Below are 14,893 nucleotides of genomic sequence, written 5' to 3'. Positions count from 1 at the left end.
ACAACAAACTAGCCGTTTGGGTAGGTTAGGACTTATTTAAGCCCACACCTATATATTATAAATAATGCTAAAACTTTTCTTTTTCATAGTCTCCTTGAAACAGTCAATATATTGTTACTAGCTGTTTCTTTTTTTCTTTGATTAAAAAGTATATGATATACTAATATTAACAAAGCGATACTTAAAATAGGAGTTCGATATGAAAGAAATCAGATTTGATAAAGTTTCAACAAAAGTTGCTGAAGAAACATTTTCTAAGATTATTTTACAAAAATTGCAAAATACAGAAGAGGATATCTTTCAAACTTTTTTTCTAAATGGTGTATGGGGGAGTGGCAAAACAACTTTCCTAAAAAAAGTGGAAGGGCAAGCAAAAAGCACTAAATTTATTTACTTAAAGCTTTGGGAAGCACATGATGAGAGAAGTGTGACTGCGATAGCTTTTAGTCTCTTACATCCATTTTTATATTATCTACTTAGATTTTTAATTGTGATTGCAGTAGTTACTAGTGTCTTAATGACTCCTGCTATAAATTTAGGATTACTAAGTTATTTAAAGGACTTATTAATCTTTTTAGGTCTACCAATTTATTTTCACAATTTTCTCATCATACTTAGCACTATAATTGCTTTAATAGTTACGGTTTATCAACTTTTAAAAGTAAAATCTGATTCAATGTATATATGTCTTTTGCCAAAATTTTTGTCAAATAATAAGGTGCTTGTAATTGATGATTTTGATAGAATCACGACTGATAGACAGAATGAAGCCTATAAATTATTTAACATACTACATGGAAAACTTCCAATAATATTTGTAGGAGACTATCAAAAGATTGCTAAAAGTGATGATGAAAGCGGAAAGTTTTTACAAAAAATTATTGATGAATTTTATCAGCTAATCACATCTCTAATTCGTAAAGAAGAAAGGTTAAGTATCGAAAAAGGTGCTTAACCTTTCTTTGCAAAATACTGTTAAGCAACATGAAAAGCCGATATAGAAAAAATGGCTTAAAAATGATAAAATATTATTAGTTAATGTAGACTAACTTCCGTTTGTGAGGTGTTCAAAATGGAATATATTGACATAAATAAAGATAAAGAAAAAATAGTTTTACTCATACATCCGATGCTTTCTTCTGCTGAGGGAATGAAAAAGTTAATTGCCGATAATATTGGAAATGAGTATAGATACATTATTCCGGATCTGTCTGCTCATGGTAAATTGATAGATAGGAAGTATTTGTCGGTAAAACAAGAAAGTGAGAATTTATACAATTATTTTAAAGAAAATGATATTGCTGAAGTTTCTCTTGCTTTTGGAGCATCAATAGGTGGAGTAGTGTTATTGGAATTATTAAAGCATAAGGATATAAAGATAGTTAAAGCCTTATTTGAGGGCTGTAGTTTATGTCAAAATGCGAGTATTTTAGAGTTTATTATAAGAAATATTTTTCTATATGAACGGAAAAAAGCGATTAAAAATAGTGACTCAGCTAATAGAAAAATTATAAGCATATATGGAGAAACAAAGGGACGAATGATGACTGAAAATCTAATCAGAATAGATAAACAAAGCATTAAAAATATCTGCCATGATTGTGCATTTGTAGATCTTCCGAAGTTATCAGAAGCAGAACAAAAGAGGTGCATATTCTGTTATGGATCCAAAGAAGTTAATTTAAAATATGCAAAGAGAGCTATTTCAAAAGAGTATCCATATGCAGCGTTAAGAATATGGAAGGGACAAAACCATTGTACAAAGATAACAACGAATGTAGAAGAGTATTGCAAAATGATAAAAGCTGAGATTGATTAAAACATATTGTTGAAAAGAGGGTGTTAGCAGTGAATGATAAAAGCAATAAAAAGTTTTGGAATAAATTCGCCAAGCTGTACGCTCCTTTTATGAAGAAGGATAAAGGAGTTTATGATAATGTTTGTGAGTATATTCGTCCTTACTTGAATAGAAATATGAACGTACTTGAACTTGCTTGCGGTTCAGGTCAGTTATCATTTAATCTTTCAAAATATGCTAAAAATTGGATTGGGACAGATTTTTCGGAACAGATGATTTTAGAAGCAAGGAAGCGTGGAGAAAACGAAAACCTTACCTTTGAGGTAGCTGACGCAACCTCATTATCTTTTTCTGATGGTGAATTTAATTGCGTTGTAATTGCTAATGCACTTCATATTATGCCGGAGCCGGATGAGGCAATGAGAGAAATATACAGAGTATTAAAACCTAATGGCATTTTGTCTGCTCCTACTTTTCTATGGAAAGAAGGGACCCAAAGTAAATTCAAAAAAATGGATAATGTCCGTTGTGGGATTTAAGATGTATCAAGAATGGAATAAAAAACAATTTAAAGATTTTATTGAGAAGCATGGATTTTCGGTAGTTGAAATGAATTTGATACATGGAGGGCTTGCACCCATCGGCGTTATGATTGCTTATAAAAAGTAATATTAAAATTGGGATTTTGGAGGAGAGTTAGTGAACATACATGAGTTTGGAGCTGATAAAAATAAAATAATTGTGTTGATTCATCCTTCATTAGTCATGTGGGACTATTTTGAATACATTTTATCTATACTTAAAGAAGAGTATCATATTATTGTTCCTGCACTTCCCGGATATGATGAGGAGAATCCAAACGAAAATTTTACAAGTGTAGAAGAAATTGCCGATAATTTATTAGGATGGCTGAAAGAACATAAAATTGAGAAAGTTGATCTTTTGTATGGTTGCTCTATGGGCGGTTCTATCGCTTTAAAAATGTTCTCCAATCACGGAATTAAAATAAGGAACATTATTTGCGATGGAGCAATAACACCATATCAGCTTCCTTGGATTGTTACAAGAATGATTGCCATAAGAGATTTTCTTATGATTTCTATAGGTAAAATTGGAGGGTTAAAGCTTCTTGAAAAATCATTTTCTACAGATGAATACAGCGAAGAGGAATTGAAGTATGTTGCTAAAGTCCTTAATTTTATTAGTTATAAAACGATATGGAGAACATTTGAATCTTGCAACAACTATGTTATGCCAAAGAACGTGTCAGAACATAGCGATCGTATTCAATATTGGTATGGTGATAAAGAGTCTAAAGCCCGTGCATGGGATATCAAATATATGAAAACTTATTTTCCAAATACTGAGTTTATTAAATTTGAAAACATGGGTCATGGCAGCATGGCAAGTCTTTATCCTGTGAAAATGGCTAATCAATTCAGAGATTTAATGGAAGTTAAGAAATAAAATAATTTGCCATTTTTGGAATTAAGGAGGTATGCATTGTGAGTGTTAAATATAAATTAACGGAATTTTTATTTCGTCATACTGTAAAACCTATGATGAAAAAAGTAATAAAAAATCCGGATGAATGTTTTGCTAAACAAGAAAAGAAACAGAAATCTAAACTCCCTCTTGAAAAACTTCATAAATCTTATGATTTTGAAGAAAAGTGTACAAGCGGAACTTTGTATTATGTCGTCAAACCAAAAAATAAAGTGGCAAATAGGCTTGTATTATATTTCTTTGGTGGTGGATATACCATTCCGGGAGATTCCGGTGATTTTGAGTTTGCTCAAGATATGGCTAATCAAAGTCAGGCTGAAGTTTGGATTGTATGGTACCCGCTTTTTCCAAAAGCAACTGGCTTGCAAATTATCGACGCAGGTCTAAACGTTTATAGCGAGGCACTTAAGGCGTTTAATGCAGATGATATTATATTTTTTGGTTTATCAAGTGGAGCAAGCCTTGCACAAAATATATGTTTGCATATTCTTGAAAACGACATGAGATTATCAATGCCAAAAAGATTGATTATGCACTCTCCGACCTTTCGTATTCCTCCAACTAAAGAACAGATGAAAGAGATGGAGAGACTTGATAAGTTTGATTGCATTATTCCGGCTTGCTACATGAAAGAACAAGATCAAGTAATGCAAAGAATAAATTTAAATAATGTGGAATATATGAAATCGCCAATTGAGTACTCATGGAAGGGGCTACCTGACATGTATATCATTTATGGTTCTTATGAAGTGTTGATAGCAGAACTGCCGGAGGCAAAAGAAAAAGCTAAAATGGATGGCGTGGTTATGAAAACATACATAGGAGAAAGAATGATGCATGCTTGGGCGGCGGCAGGATTTTTACCTGAGGCAAAGGAAGTAAGAAGAAATATATATGCCGTAATAAGGGGAGATAGAAATGACGGCTTTCTCTTGTAATATTCTACAGGTAGTTTTCAGAAGAAAAGTGGATATTGTGTGGTGATTGATAATTATGTATATGACGATACTGCTTGCCGTTATTATGATGATTGGATTGTTCTTATTGCTGTGGGCAGGAGTTGGATTTATTCAAAACAAAGACTTCTTTTCTTCGTGTCCTAAAGAAGTGTTTGATGTTATTGAACCAAAGGAAAAACGCTTTCGTGGTCAGAGTTTAGTTGGATGGATATTAGCTATTATTGCAATACTATTCATGGGGAGTTCAATTATCGTTGGTGCAGTGGATGGTGTTCAAAATAACTTTACTTACATTCAGTTTTTCATTAGATTTCTGATGATACTTCTTTTGTTGAAAGCCTTTGATATTGTATTTTTTGATTGGATACTTTTGTGCAATCGAGGTTTTAGTTTTTTTGAACATTATTATCCGGAAGTGGTAGATAAGCTTAGTCCTAAACTCTTTGGATATAACAAAAGGGAACACATTATTCAAGTGTTATTTATGATTATCGGATCGTTAGTCATTGCATGGATATGCACATTATTTTAAAAACTAAATTCAAATTAGTAGGAGGTGTTTATACTTGGAAGAAATAAAAATGCAAGAAAAAATAAAACCTATTTTGAATGGTGCTGCGGAAACGATGCTTCAGAGTTTTTATGCAAGAGCACAATATTCCAAGAGCAAAAGACATAAATTTTATGATGCCAAAGCGGTGGAATTGGTTGAAAAAATTGATTACGATTTTACCGCCGCCACAAATGATTCCCTTATGAGTTATGGCGTGATTGCAAGAACGCTTGTATTTGATGAACTGGTAAAAGAGTTTATTGACGAAAATCCAACCTGTACAGTCGTAAATATTGCTTGTGGACTTGACACGAGATTTTATCGCATGGATAACGGAAAAATCACATGGTACAACCTTGATTTGCCTGAAACAGCTGAGGTAAGGAATCAGATTTTTGCAGAATCCGGCAGAGTTTCAAACATCGGTATTTCAACAACGGATTCGGCGTGGGCAAAAGAAATAAAAGCAGATGGGAACATTCTGTTTATCATTGAGGGCTTGTCAATGTACTTGACAAGGGAAGACAATGCCCAAATGCTCAGAATTATTCGAGAGAATTTTGACAATGCTTATGTTCTTATGGAGTGCCTGTCAAAAAGGTGGGTGGCGAAAGAAAATGTTGAAAAGTCCATACAAAAAACAGGAGCAAAATTTATATTTGGAGCGGATTCCTTTGATGATATTAAGGATATTGCAAGAGGTTTCCGTAGTGTAAAGGATGATGATATTACGAGGGGGATGTCTGCTATATTTCCAGTGCTTAAGCTTATTAACTGGTTGCCGATTGCTCACAAACTATCACAGAAAATCTTGATATTTGAGAAAGTGTGATGTTATCGTTTTGGTTGCCATCATGAAGTACACACTGCGATAGGTAAATTATAGCTTATATAACTAACAACTAATATGAAAACAGTGAATTGAAAGGAACAGTTTACTGTTTTTTTATTTGAGAAAAATTGAAACGGAGGAATGAAAAATGAAGAAAGAAAACACATTACAGGAAGTACAGGAACAAATTTTTGAACTTCAGCAAGAAAGACAAAAGTGCGATGTAAAGCTGAAACAATTACAAAATCAAGGTAAGAAATTAGAAAAACTTGCAAACGAAAAGGAACGAAAAAGAAGAAATCATAGACTCATACAAAGAGGATTGATAGTAGAAAGAGTGGTTAAAAATCCTCTTATGTTTACCAATGAGGATATAGACCTTTGTAACAGAGATATATTTTGACAAAAAGAGCAAGGAAACATTTCAAGATAAGTTATTCAAGGTAATACATTCAAAGGGTAAATAGTAGTGAGTAGAGAAATATGACAGTAGAAAAATATCGAAAAAAAATGCTATAATATTAGTCAATATAGATAAACAAATCAGAAGTTGAAGAAGTAAAAGATGATGAAGATATTGATATACGGTGCGGGAGTAATCGGCTCATTATATGCTGCATTGCTCTCAGAAAATAAAGATAATGATGTGGCTGTATATGCCAGAGGAAAAAGGCTTGATGAACTCCGTATAAACGGGCTGAGATACAGCAAAAATGGGGAAGTACATACAGCCGATATCGAAGTGGTCGAAGCCGTTAAGAATGATGATATATTCGATTACATTTTCCTAACGGTCAGAGAAAATCAACTGTATAAAGCCTTAGAAGAACTGCGGAATAATACAAGCGGTACGATTGTAACGATGGTAAATTCGCTGGATGATTACAAGAAATGGGAAGATATATGTGGAAGCGGTAGGATAATTCCGGGGTTTCCCGGAGCCGGTGGCAGTATAGATAATGGGATTCTTAATGCAGGATTAACCCCAGCAATTGTGCAGCCGACAACATTTGGGGAAATATCGGGTGAAAGAACCATACGTATTACTGAACTCGCAGATTTATTTCGCAGATCCCGTATACCTTATCAGATCGTTTCGGATATGCATTTATGGCAGCTTTGCCATCTGGCAATGATCGTTCCGATAGCAGATGCCTATTATGAATCGAAAGAGCCTGAGAAAGCAGGAACAGATTCGACTCTAATGTCAAAGACGGCGGAAAAGATCTGCAGGAATATGAAGTGGTTGAAAAAACATAAAGGCAAACTCAGTCCAGGGAAATTTTACATATTTCTCATATTGCCGAAACATCTAATAAAAATCGGACTGGCGTTTGCTTTTAAAAGTAAGTTTGGAGATGTGTTCATGTATCGCCATTCAATGAAGGCTCCGGATGAAATGAGAGAATTGCACAGACAGTTTTACGGTTATATAAAAGAACGGTCATAAGCGACGAAAATCCCAGTTTGTAGAACTAACAATTTAATAAAAATTACCACAGGAACAGTAAATCAAAAAAAAGGTTTACTGTTTTTCTTTACTCAAAATTAGAAAGGGAGGAAACGAGAAAATGAAAAACATTGAAGAAAAAATCTTAATGGCAGATGAAGAAATCAAGCAGTTACAAAACAAAAGGAAAAAGCTCATCAGTCAGCAGAAACAGGAAGAACGAAAAAAGAGAGATAAAAGGATATATGAAAAAGGGGCAGTCTTTGAAAGTATTCTCTGATTTATTAAATTATGAACTTTTTAAAAGAGGAAAGAGAGAACTAGTTGATGTTAAACAGCTAATTACGATAGATTATATTTTTTTATTTTATCCAAAATATTACCTCGAATTGAAGGATTTTGGTATGTTGCTTTTGGATGAAGATATCGAAGAAATTCGTCTTGTTGAAACTATGCATTCCTCACAAAATCGCAAAAAAGATATAAAGGATATTTCTTTGTTAACAAAAGAATCAAATGAAATGCTTCATAATCAAGAAAAATTATCTTCTGAGAAATATAAACCTTATATATACTTTCTAATAACTAGAACTTTTGATGGATACAAAGAAAAGGAAGATGATGTTAAACATTTGATTGATGAGCTACCTGATAACGAGTTCATTCAATATTGGGAATTAATGAGAATGATAAGAGGCAATACTATTTATACAAATTCACTCGATTTTGATACAGGCAATAGAAAAAATTACTACGAAATTTACGAACTAAATAGAGAACGATTTAAAAGCATAGCTGATAGAAAAGGAATTATTTTTAAAGTTGATACTCAAACTGTCTGATGATTTTGATTTGTATATTTCTAATCCACACGAACCTTTATTGTAACAACTGACAGAAGTAGAAGCCAAATGGCATGTGAAACTCCTTTTAATAACAAGAAAATGACCTAGAGAAAATCTCTAAGTCATTTTTTTATATTTTTCTTATAGGCTTCACTATTTTTTTTATAAACTGTTTGTTTATTTCCTCCTGTTAGGAAGTTTCCTGTATCAAATGTTAAAGTCCCATCTTTTTTAATATCATAGGTTGCAACATATTCTCTTCCAGAAGCTGAAAAAGTAAATGTTTTATTTTGAGAATCTACATTAGTTATCGGATGATTGTGATTTTCATGATATGTTCCTTGATTTCCTTTAATTTCAAGTACTAGATAATCATATTGGTTATAATATTCTCCGCCAAGAGTATTTTGCTTGGAACAAGATATTAGAAATATAGTAGCAATTCCTAAAAGTAATAGACTAAGTAATTTTTTCATTTTCCAAACCTCCTTTTATAATATTATACTAGAAAAATATTACAATTATGATACGATATGAAAAATAAGCAAGTAGTAGCTACAACTCTTGCTTATTTTTATTCTAAAGAAGAAATTGTTTTAATTCTTCCAATTTTGAATTATTATCATAAACGAATAATGGAATCTTTTCTAATCGAGCAAATTCGATTACTCGCTTTTGTTCTCTGGCTTGAAAAGAATCAATCAAATCTTTGTCCCAATGACTGTTATCCCTCTTCATCAATCGCTTTTGAATAGTGGAAGGAACTTCTATCTTTAAAATGATTCTATTAATTTTTAATTCATCTTCATGAAATGGATAAGCTGCTAGCTCTTGTTTCCATAGCTCTTGATTATTAGCTATGTTCTTTGAGAAGCTTGCCAAACAAGAGGGGATTGAAGTTTTATGTGCAGAACGTTTCTTTACGGGTAGTTTGATAGAGCAATCAACCATACGTATAGCCATTCGCTCTCCAGACACTGTAGAAGAACTGGAGGAAGGATTAATCACCCTAAAAAATCTGTATTCACAATTATAAAAGAGACAGAGCAGTATCAGTCCAAGAAAACTTTGCCCTTCAGCAGTATTGCGACAGATACTGAGGTTCTTTCAACTATTCAATCCTAAGTCTTTCGTCCAATCACTGTGTCAAACTATTTTTCCAAATATATTAAAACAAGGCTGGGTATAACATCCCAACCTCAATTTCTTATCTGGGAACTTTAAATTTTTTAATTAGTGTGTCTTGTCATTATTTTTGGTCAATTTTTAAAATTTCAATGCTATTAAGTAAGTGACAAAGCCCTGCCAACTCTCAATTTTTTTGTTTTAAGCAACTTTATATTTAATCAAAATAAAAAAGGCATCTTGTCTAGTAAGATAACCTCTAGCCCAGTATTCTATTTTTTGAAGTGTTGAGAAATTTACCTTATTTAAATGAAATTATTTGAAATTATATAACATAAAGTGAAAAGTGCATAGTGATAAAAGTGCAGAAATAAAGGCTTTTAGTATTTAAAGAGATGTAGGTGCCACCAACCAGGTCTTAAGAAAGCTCGTAAAGCTAGCCAATTCTCAAAACGTTAATCAAAACCTTATTATACCAACGATTATGGCACCTTTTTGGTGTCAGTTGGTGTTAATTATATTGATAAGTCGTTTAAGAGACTTAAAGCATCAGCATCTTGCTGGTGCTTTTTTTCTGGCATCAGCTCAAGATAATAGTTCTGGGTGGTCAGAATACTATTGTGTCCGAGTCTACGAGAAATATAATCTAAACTAATATCTTTTGAAAAAAGGAAAGAAGCGTGAGTGTCACGCAAACCATGAAAAGTTGTTTTGCTCAGGTCTAGTTTCTTCAAAAGTTTTTGGAGTTGGCTTGCTTGTCTGAATCCATTCCAGTTGAAGATATAATTCTCTTTTTTATCTGCTAGAGACATTAGAGCGAAGTAAACATCTTGGTTGATAGAAATATCCCGTTTTGAGTGTTTCGTTTTTAGTTGAGTATCATCACTAATAGGACTGATTGACCTGCGTATATTGATACCATACTCAAAAATATCTTCTTTCTTCAATCCAAGTAATTCTCCTCGCCTTGCACCAGTTTCTAGGGCAAGAAGAACAAGTATATTAAATTCATCATCTTCTTGGTGGTCAAGGCAATATGTTCGGAGTGTCTTAAACTCTGTTACAGATAAGGGAACATTTCGCTTAGGTTGTTCTTGTCCTCTCGCTTTTAAGAGTGAGCCAAAGTCATTTGTAATCAATCCTTTAGCATAGGCATATTTGAGTGAACCTCTGATTTTTAAGACAAGTTCTTTGGTTGTCTTTTTGGAGTGAGTTTCAGCGTATTTATCAAGCTTCTTTTGCATGACTAAATCATCTAAGTGTTTTAGTCGCATTCCCTCAAACAGTTCATCCACGATTACAAGAGTTCGCTTATAATTGACGAAAGTAGCTTCACGAACCTCATTCTGTTTTACAGAGTTAACCCAGTTACAATAAAAGTCAGTAAATAGGGTAGAGCGTTCAGCAATATCTTTCCCTCGTCCTTTTTCCAGCTCCATTTCAAGAGCCCATAGTTCAGCATCTTGTTTGTTAGAGAAAGTCTTGGTTTCTCTCTTGTATTGTCTTTTCTTGTAGAGTGATACAGTTGCACGGAAAGAATTTCCACGTTTAGTAATTGTTGCCATCTTATCAGCCTTTCTATATGAAAAATGATTGATAAAATAGACTAGTCACATATAGCATATATGAAAAATCTTATTTTATCAATCGTTATCCGTTAATCACAGTGATTTTCGATAAATCTTATAAGTTTAGATTTTAGGTATCGCTCCTGCTTCCCAACCATAAAACATTGAAAGTCTGGGTGATTTCTGATGTATTTGTCAAATGATTTAGGGTCAATTCCAAGTAGTTCAGAAGCTTGTTGCCTAGTCAGTAGAAGTGGTCGAGTGTTTTGAATCATCGGTTTGACTTCCTTTCTTTGTTTGATTTCGTTGTGGATTGCAACGCCGTGAATCAAGATATTTGGCGAAGAAGTAGGTACGTTCAATGATGAGTCCAAGAAGTGGTGTGTGATTAGCACGAGCATACCAAACCAATTCTTCAAACTCAGTGAAGTCATTCTGCTCAATAATATCCACGACTTCATGCATAAACTCATCTGAGTTAATCTCTACAAGAAACTTATCAAGATTGAAGCCACAACCCACCTCAATATCATTCACATCATACTGGGTTTTGTCTTTATTTTCAGCGTGAGTGAAATAATCGAAGAGTCCCTTAGGAGATTGGACAACTTCCACATGGGCAGGACCATTCAATTTATCCTTGATTAACCCAGATACTTGCTTGTAGCTCTTGAGTGAATCAAAGAAGAATGCTCCGTGTTTGTGAGCTTTTTTCAGCTCTCCTGTTTGTCGATTGATGTCCTTGTCGTGCCAAGGACTCAGAACGAAGGGGACGTGCAATTCTTCCAATACCTCCAGATAGTCGGTAGGGCAACTCTCTTTGTAGAAAAGGAATGTCCACTTACTTGAGCGTTGTTCTTTTGCCATATATTTACATGCCTTTCTGATTTTGATTACTGATTATTGGATAATTGGGGGGTCGTAGTAACCCCCAATTATATTGTTCAATGGAAAAGAGGGAGCTATTTGGCAACTGCTTAACGCAAGCCATAGCCCCCTCTGTTACCGTCTTTTCCCAACTAACCAAAGGTTATTGCGAACCCGATTAGGTGCAGAGAAATAGTAGTCAGGATGCTGGCTAGATACTTCTTCTTTCAATTGGGAAGTCATATCTCCCAAGACTTTTTGCCCTTGCTGGTCTCTAGGGACTTTTATGAAGACTGTTACTTCATCTTTTCGGATGTCTACCACGCTCTTATGAGCACAGCGATTGAAACTACCATTAATTGGGTTGTAGGTGGTAATGGTCTGGTTGTCTATGGTGGTGACCTTCTCTGATTTTTCTCGTTGAGTCAGGAAGTTACGAAGCTTGAAGGTGTGGTAGATAGATTTGAAATAGTTGAAAAGATTATCAAATCGGATACGATTCAAGACTTCAAGCATAACGGATGCAAACAAAGTACCGAGTAAGTAACTCATAGCCATATAAGCGTAATGGCTATAGCTATTGATTTGAGAGAAGTCAAGAGAGATAAGAAGTGTTAAGTCAAGAGTGCTTGCTAGAAAGTCTAATGACCATCCAAGGAAACCTGTTAAGAGTGAAAACAGAATCAAGTAGATATTGAGGTTGTAAGTCCTCATAAAGAATGATTTTTTCATAATTAGTGAATACCCTCCGTTGTGTAGTATGTTGGACAAAGTAAAGGAAGTACTTGATAGGGATGTTCATTATCAATCACCTGAATCAACCCAGTACCGTGTCCAGTAGGAATGACAATGCCTTCGGGGTCGAGGTTAGGGAATAAGAATTGGGTTGTTTTCTTATTGATATTGCCAATCTGGATGAGAACATTGAGTTGCTCACGAACAGAAATTGGGATAGTTGTGTGGTCGAAACGTTGGCTGACAAGGAGTAAGTGAATCTTAGTAGCCCGTCCAAGTAGAGCAATTTGCGATAAGAGGGAGAAGAAGGACTCTTTGATGGTCTTGTTGACACCCTCTGAAAGAGCCAGCACCTCGTCCATGACGATAGTGAGATGAGTGAACTTATGGCGGGGGTTGTCATAAAGAATTGCCTGACGTTGTTGAATCAGATTTAGGCATTGACTCAAACGCTCATTGACTTCTGAAACGAAGTCAGATTTAGAGCGATTCTCCACGGGATGGATGACGGCAATTTTATGTTCACGAGCCCAACGGCTTGGACTATCGAATTTTGGGTCTACGATAATTAAATCAGACTGATTTTTTAGCACAGACAGCAGATAGGTGAGTGCGTAAGACTTACCTGAGCCACTATTGCCACAGATTGCCATATGGTTGACCTTATCAAGATTGAGAGAAAAGTTTTCCATAATTGGAATGTGGTTCTTGGGAAGACCTGCCGTGTATTTGTCGAGGTCAGGGATGACCAAGCGTTTTGAGATGCCTACCTTCCACGGAAAGAATAGTCCACGCTGAACATGGATATCATCTGTTTTTAGAGGGACAAAGTAATTGGCATTCTGTTTCAGAAGGGTATAGTGAGGGTATAGAGATGCGTTAGCTATCAAGAAGATTTTATTGTAGAGTTCATCATCCAAGATATAGGCACATGGAAGCCTAGGGATGAAGATGAAGCCATCCTCTTGAATCACAATATTGAAGCTGTTGGTATAGCTGGTTTCTCCCTGCATCAGAGCCCCAAGAGCCATGTTCAGGCTCTGGAGCAAGTAGGATTGCAGGACTATTTCTGCTTTAGTTGCCATTATTTGACCTCCTTTAGACCGTCAGCTTTGAAGTAGACATTATAGCGAACCTCAACGGCTTGAAGATTGTCAAACTGAACTAAATTCATGAAATCAGGAAGTTTTACCTTGTCTTCAAACTTGACTTGGAAGGGTTCGAGCCCTTCTTGGACAAAGGTTGCCTTGTAGGCGATAATCTCACCGGTTGGCTTTCCATCTTCAAAGAGCTGTTGTGGTTCAAGTTCAATACTCAAACTATGAATTGGTTTTGTGGGATTCACATATTCAGTTGCAGTTGTGGCAGAGTAGCCACCTTTTTTGTGTTTGGTTTTAATTGCCATATTATTTACCTCCATATGGTCTTTGAAAGTTGTTGAAGTGATTTGCTCAGTTTGAGTCGTGAGCTGACTGTCTTAGCTAAGTACATCTCTATGATATAGGATTTATCCTTTCCTCGATTTCAAGAATCTTGAAAGTATTACATTTAAAGTTGTGCTACTAGTACGACAAATTCAATTAACCATTCAGTTAAGCTATCAGCGATTTGGTAAGAGGTTTCTTCCTCAGGAAAATCAGGAAAAAAATCATATAAGGCAGATGCCAAGGCTGAGAGATTCTGTTGAATGTTCTTCTTTTTTGCTTGGATGAGTTCTTTTGTAGAGCTGAAACCATCAGTAAGAAGTAACTCTGTCAATTGGCTAATGAGTAACTCACAGAAATCAATATTAGGAAAGAAGACACCTTTTACATTGGGTAGTTCTAGTGTCTCTTGCAAAGCATCCACAGTATCTAAAGAGATATTACGTTTCCCTTTTAAAATTTGACTGATGGTAGGTGCTGAAATTAATCGGATGTCATCATCAAAGTAGTAGGCTACTTCATTTTGAGGGATTTCTTGCTCAATCAATTGTTGTTTGAGAGATTCACCGAGCAGTTCACAATAGAGAATTTTAACTTTAGCTTTTAGCATAAGCAGTCCTTTCCAGCCCTTAGACGGAAAGAAACAAATGAGCTATTACAGTTACCGAGTGGATGCAAAAAGGTACAACAAAGAAACGGTGAAACAGTAATATATATGATAAGCCTGTTAGTGACTAATTTTCATATTGATTCAATCCGTCCTTCGCTGGCCAGCAATTGGACTATTTATTTTTATAAGCTAATCTTAACTCTTTGTGGGATATAAATATATAACTTGGCAAGTCACTATGATAAGGTTTGATATAATAGTTTTTTTAGTGATTTTCTTTGAAATAGCACTCTAAAATACCCTGAAAAATGACTTGACAGGTCATTTTTTTCTTTTGGAAGTATTAAATTTTTTTTCTAAAGTTCTTCGTGGTATAATGGAACAGTAAAGAACCTAGTTGACAAGGAGATTTAGAACTTGATACCATTAGCAACAAGCAACAAGCAACAAGCAACAAGCAACAAGCAACAAGCAACAAGCAACAAGCAACAAGCAACAAGCAACAAGCAACAAGCAACAAGCAACAAGCAACAAGCAACAAGCAACAAGCAACAAGCAACAAGCAACAAGCAACAAGCAACAAGGTAGTTTTCTACCTCTTTTCGGCGTACCAAAAACACC

Annotated in this window: 19 protein-coding genes and 4 pseudogenes; 14 read left to right on the top strand and 9 right to left on the bottom strand. The window is 34.8% G+C overall.

Features of this window, described 5'->3' with window-relative positions; all coding sequences use genetic code 11:
- Positions 1–199 precede the first annotated feature (199 nt).
- The 12 genes and pseudogenes from EL087_RS07410 (at position 200) to EL087_RS09415 (ending at position 7,940) form a co-directional block, all read left to right on the top strand.
- Positions 200–955 carry a P-loop NTPase fold protein gene (locus EL087_RS07410; RefSeq protein ID WP_003041884.1) on the top strand — a complete coding sequence of 252 codons (756 nt, stop codon included), beginning with the start codon at positions 200–202 and terminating at the stop codon, positions 953–955.
- A gap of 117 nt (positions 956–1,072) precedes the next feature.
- Positions 1,073–1,819, top strand: coding sequence for an alpha/beta hydrolase (locus tag EL087_RS07405; protein WP_003041915.1), 747 nt, complete (start codon positions 1,073–1,075; stop codon positions 1,817–1,819).
- Positions 1,820–1,848: 29 nt separating this feature from the next.
- A pseudogene (locus EL087_RS07400) lies at positions 1,849–2,467 on the top strand (class I SAM-dependent methyltransferase).
- A gap of 30 nt (positions 2,468–2,497) precedes the next feature.
- Complete coding sequence (locus tag EL087_RS07395; RefSeq protein WP_004224168.1) at positions 2,498–3,265, top strand: alpha/beta fold hydrolase; 768 nt, start codon at positions 2,498–2,500, stop codon at positions 3,263–3,265.
- A 38-nt stretch (positions 3,266–3,303) separates the two neighbouring features.
- The gene (locus EL087_RS07390) at positions 3,304–4,242 is read left to right on the top strand and encodes an alpha/beta hydrolase (RefSeq protein WP_003041966.1); all 939 of its coding nucleotides are present in this window, start codon (positions 3,304–3,306) and stop codon (positions 4,240–4,242) included.
- An 85-nt stretch (positions 4,243–4,327) separates the two neighbouring features.
- Entirely contained in the window at positions 4,328–4,795 is a 468-nt protein-coding gene (locus tag EL087_RS07385; protein WP_224785088.1) for a hypothetical protein, read from the top strand.
- 34 nt (positions 4,796–4,829) lie between these two features.
- Positions 4,830–5,648 carry a class I SAM-dependent methyltransferase gene (locus EL087_RS07380; RefSeq protein ID WP_232008240.1) on the top strand — a complete coding sequence of 273 codons (819 nt, stop codon included), beginning with the start codon at positions 4,830–4,832 and terminating at the stop codon, positions 5,646–5,648.
- Positions 5,649–5,796: 148 nt separating this feature from the next.
- Positions 5,797–6,027, top strand: a pseudogene (locus tag EL087_RS07375) (DUF3847 domain-containing protein); the annotation flags it as partial.
- A gap of 13 nt (positions 6,028–6,040) precedes the next feature.
- Positions 6,041–6,115, top strand: a complete 75-nt coding sequence (locus tag EL087_RS09555; protein ID WP_080554318.1) for a hypothetical protein — start codon at positions 6,041–6,043, stop codon at positions 6,113–6,115.
- 98 nt (positions 6,116–6,213) lie between these two features.
- Positions 6,214–7,098 carry a ketopantoate reductase family protein gene (locus EL087_RS07365; RefSeq protein ID WP_197716128.1) on the top strand — a complete coding sequence of 295 codons (885 nt, stop codon included), beginning with the start codon at positions 6,214–6,216 and terminating at the stop codon, positions 7,096–7,098.
- Positions 7,099–7,219: 121 nt separating this feature from the next.
- Positions 7,220–7,372 (top strand): annotated as a pseudogene (locus tag EL087_RS09265) (hypothetical protein); the annotation flags it as partial.
- On the top strand, positions 7,344–7,940 hold the full coding sequence (locus tag EL087_RS09415; protein WP_037620922.1) for a hypothetical protein: 597 nt from the start codon (positions 7,344–7,346) through the stop codon (positions 7,938–7,940). The pseudogene EL087_RS09265 and the gene EL087_RS09415, both read left to right, overlap by 29 nt.
- Positions 7,941–8,065: 125 nt before the next feature.
- Here EL087_RS09415 and EL087_RS07355 read toward each other — a convergent pair whose 3' ends face one another.
- Together EL087_RS07355 and EL087_RS07350 are read right to left on the bottom strand one after the other, a co-directional pair.
- On the bottom strand, positions 8,066–8,419 hold the full coding sequence (locus EL087_RS07355; RefSeq protein WP_126407760.1) for a hypothetical protein: 354 nt from the start codon (positions 8,417–8,419) through the stop codon (positions 8,066–8,068).
- 103 nt (positions 8,420–8,522) lie between these two features.
- Positions 8,523–8,879, bottom strand: a complete 357-nt coding sequence (locus EL087_RS07350) for a hypothetical protein (protein WP_371319432.1) — start codon at positions 8,877–8,879, stop codon at positions 8,523–8,525.
- On the opposite strand from EL087_RS07350, the pseudogene EL087_RS09550 reads away from it, so the two are divergent.
- A pseudogene (locus tag EL087_RS09550) lies at positions 8,809–8,979 on the top strand (PLP-dependent aminotransferase family protein); the annotation flags it as partial. The gene EL087_RS07350 and the pseudogene EL087_RS09550 sit on opposite strands and share 71 nt — an antisense overlap.
- A gap of 604 nt (positions 8,980–9,583) precedes the next feature.
- On the opposite strand, the gene EL087_RS07340 reads toward EL087_RS09550, so the two are convergent.
- The 7 genes from EL087_RS07340 to EL087_RS07310 form a co-directional block, all read right to left on the bottom strand.
- Positions 9,584–10,633: a site-specific integrase gene (locus EL087_RS07340; protein WP_126407758.1), complete on the bottom strand. Its 1,050-nt coding sequence runs from the start codon at positions 10,631–10,633 to the stop codon at positions 9,584–9,586.
- Between the two features lie 92 nt (positions 10,634–10,725).
- Complete coding sequence (locus EL087_RS09410) at positions 10,726–10,911, bottom strand: helix-turn-helix domain-containing protein (RefSeq protein WP_080982813.1); 186 nt, start codon at positions 10,909–10,911, stop codon at positions 10,726–10,728.
- Complete coding sequence (locus tag EL087_RS07330; protein ID WP_126407756.1) at positions 10,877–11,503, bottom strand: replication protein; 627 nt, start codon at positions 11,501–11,503, stop codon at positions 10,877–10,879. The genes EL087_RS09410 and EL087_RS07330 overlap by 35 nt, the downstream gene beginning before the upstream one ends.
- A gap of 135 nt (positions 11,504–11,638) precedes the next feature.
- Positions 11,639–12,238: a hypothetical protein gene (locus EL087_RS07325; protein ID WP_331852330.1), complete on the bottom strand. Its 600-nt coding sequence runs from the start codon at positions 12,236–12,238 to the stop codon at positions 11,639–11,641.
- Positions 12,238–13,323, bottom strand: coding sequence for a helicase HerA domain-containing protein (locus EL087_RS07320; RefSeq protein ID WP_126407752.1), 1,086 nt, complete (start codon positions 13,321–13,323; stop codon positions 12,238–12,240). The genes EL087_RS07325 and EL087_RS07320 overlap by 1 nt, the downstream gene beginning before the upstream one ends.
- Positions 13,323–13,643, bottom strand: coding sequence for a hypothetical protein (locus EL087_RS07315; protein WP_126407751.1), 321 nt, complete (start codon positions 13,641–13,643; stop codon positions 13,323–13,325). Before EL087_RS07315 ends, EL087_RS07320 begins: the two co-directional genes overlap by 1 nt.
- Before the next feature lie 143 nt (positions 13,644–13,786).
- Positions 13,787–14,272: a helix-turn-helix domain-containing protein gene (locus tag EL087_RS07310; RefSeq protein ID WP_115263470.1), complete on the bottom strand. Its 486-nt coding sequence runs from the start codon at positions 14,270–14,272 to the stop codon at positions 13,787–13,789.
- A 417-nt stretch (positions 14,273–14,689) separates the two neighbouring features.
- On the opposite strand from EL087_RS07310, the gene EL087_RS09260 reads away from it, so the two are divergent.
- Positions 14,690–14,860, top strand: a complete 171-nt coding sequence (locus tag EL087_RS09260; RefSeq protein ID WP_164558123.1) for a hypothetical protein — start codon at positions 14,690–14,692, stop codon at positions 14,858–14,860.
- Positions 14,861–14,893 lie beyond the last annotated feature (33 nt).

This window comes from Streptococcus milleri, from assembly GCF_900636525.1.
In the GTDB taxonomy this organism is placed as follows: domain Bacteria; phylum Bacillota; class Bacilli; order Lactobacillales; family Streptococcaceae; genus Streptococcus; species Streptococcus hominis.
The sequence above is the reverse complement of the archived record's forward strand: the minus strand, read 5'-3'. Positions and strand labels throughout refer to the sequence as shown.

Excerpts from the sequence above, each read along its gene's own strand:
- EL087_RS07410 (WP_003041884.1), top strand. The coding sequence starts at position 200 with ATGAAAGAAATCAGATTTGATAAAGTTTCAACAAAAGTTGCTGAAGAA.
- EL087_RS07405 (WP_003041915.1), top strand. The coding sequence starts at position 1,073 with ATGGAATATATTGACATAAATAAAGATAAAGAAAAAATAGTTTTACTC.
- EL087_RS07385 (WP_224785088.1), top strand. The coding sequence starts at position 4,328 with ATGATGATTGGATTGTTCTTATTGCTGTGGGCAGGAGTTGGATTTATT.
- EL087_RS07365 (WP_197716128.1), top strand. The coding sequence starts at position 6,214 with ATGATGAAGATATTGATATACGGTGCGGGAGTAATCGGCTCATTATAT.
- EL087_RS09415 (WP_037620922.1), top strand. The coding sequence starts at position 7,344 with ATGAAAAAGGGGCAGTCTTTGAAAGTATTCTCTGATTTATTAAATTAT.
- EL087_RS07355 (WP_126407760.1), bottom strand. The coding sequence starts at position 8,419 with ATGAAAAAATTACTTAGTCTATTACTTTTAGGAATTGCTACTATATTT.
- EL087_RS07340 (WP_126407758.1), bottom strand. The coding sequence starts at position 10,633 with ATGGCAACAATTACTAAACGTGGAAATTCTTTCCGTGCAACTGTATCA.
- EL087_RS09410 (WP_080982813.1), bottom strand. The coding sequence starts at position 10,911 with ATGATTCAAAACACTCGACCACTTCTACTGACTAGGCAACAAGCTTCT.
- EL087_RS07330 (WP_126407756.1), bottom strand. The coding sequence starts at position 11,503 with ATGGCAAAAGAACAACGCTCAAGTAAGTGGACATTCCTTTTCTACAAA.
- EL087_RS07320 (WP_126407752.1), bottom strand. The coding sequence starts at position 13,323 with ATGGCAACTAAAGCAGAAATAGTCCTGCAATCCTACTTGCTCCAGAGC.
- EL087_RS07315 (WP_126407751.1), bottom strand. The coding sequence starts at position 13,643 with ATGGCAATTAAAACCAAACACAAAAAAGGTGGCTACTCTGCCACAACT.
- EL087_RS07310 (WP_115263470.1), bottom strand. The coding sequence starts at position 14,272 with ATGCTAAAAGCTAAAGTTAAAATTCTCTATTGTGAACTGCTCGGTGAA.